The sequence below is a fragment of the Enterobacter pseudoroggenkampii genome (assembly GCF_026420145.1).
GTDB lineage: Bacteria > Pseudomonadota > Gammaproteobacteria > Enterobacterales > Enterobacteriaceae > Enterobacter > Enterobacter pseudoroggenkampii.
Genome location: NZ_JAPMLV010000016.1, coordinates 1 through 393 on the forward strand (window position 1 = coordinate 1; position 393 = coordinate 393).

The 393-nt window shown below is 47.3% G+C and carries 1 tRNA gene and 1 rRNA gene; both read left to right on the forward strand.

The annotated features are described in order from the left end of the window. Positions 1 to 75: ribosomal RNA gene (locus OTG14_RS23680) — 16S ribosomal RNA — on the forward strand; the annotation flags it as partial. An 85-nt stretch (positions 76 to 160) separates the two neighbouring features. Then, a tRNA-Glu gene (locus OTG14_RS23685) sits at positions 161 to 236 on the forward strand. Positions 237 to 393 lie beyond the last annotated feature (157 nt).

Here is a 393-nt window from a genome sequence, read left to right on the forward strand (position 1 = left end):
ACTTTGTGATTCATGACTGGGGTGAAGTCGTAACAAGGTAACCGTAGGGGAACCTGCGGTTGGATCACCTCCTTACCTTAAAGAACCTGCCTTTGTAGTGCTCACACAGATTGTCTGATGAAAAGTAAATAGCAAGGCGTCTTGCGATTGAGACTTCAGTGTCCCCTTCGTCTAGAGGCCCAGGACACCGCCCTTTCACGGCGGTAACAGGGGTTCGAATCCCCTAGGGGACGCCACTTGCTGGTTCGTGAGTGAAAGTCACCGGCCGTCATATCTCAAAACTCATCTTCGGGTGACGTTTGAGATATTTGCTCTTTAAAAATCTGGATCAAGCTGAAAATTGAAACGACACATCTTTAAGGTGTGTTCGAGTCTCTCAAATTTTCGCAATCA